This is a genomic window from Pseudomonas sp. JL2, from assembly GCF_031570495.1.
In the GTDB taxonomy this organism is placed as follows: Bacteria; Pseudomonadota; Gammaproteobacteria; order Pseudomonadales; family Pseudomonadaceae; genus Aquipseudomonas; species Aquipseudomonas rhizophila.
The window spans coordinates 1-305 of record NZ_JAKUDH010000083.1 but is presented as its reverse complement, the minus strand read 5'-3'; the positions used below and the strand labels follow the sequence as shown (position 1 = coordinate 305).

Below are 305 nucleotides of genomic sequence, written 5' to 3'. Positions count from 1 at the left end.
GATTCGACGGGATTTGCGAAACCCAAGGTGCATGCCGAGGGGCGGTTGGCCTCGTAAAAAGCCGCAAAAAATAGTCGCAAACGACGAAAACTACGCTTTAGCAGCTTAATAACCTGCTTAGAGCCCTCTCTCCCTAGCCTCCGCTCTTAGGACGGGGATCAAGAGAGGTCAAACCCAAAAGAGATCGCGTGGAAGCCCTGCCTGGGGTTGAAGCGTTAAAACTTAATCAGGCTAGTTTGTTAGTGGCGTGTCCGTCCGCAGCTGGCAAGCGAATGTAAAGACTGACTAAGCATGTAGTACCGAGG

At 51.8% G+C, this 305-nt stretch carries 1 other RNA gene; it reads left to right on the top strand.

Going from position 1 to position 305, the window contains the following annotated elements:
- Window positions 1-305, top strand: a transfer-messenger RNA (tmRNA) gene (gene ssrA, locus MKS85_RS28850); the annotation flags it as partial.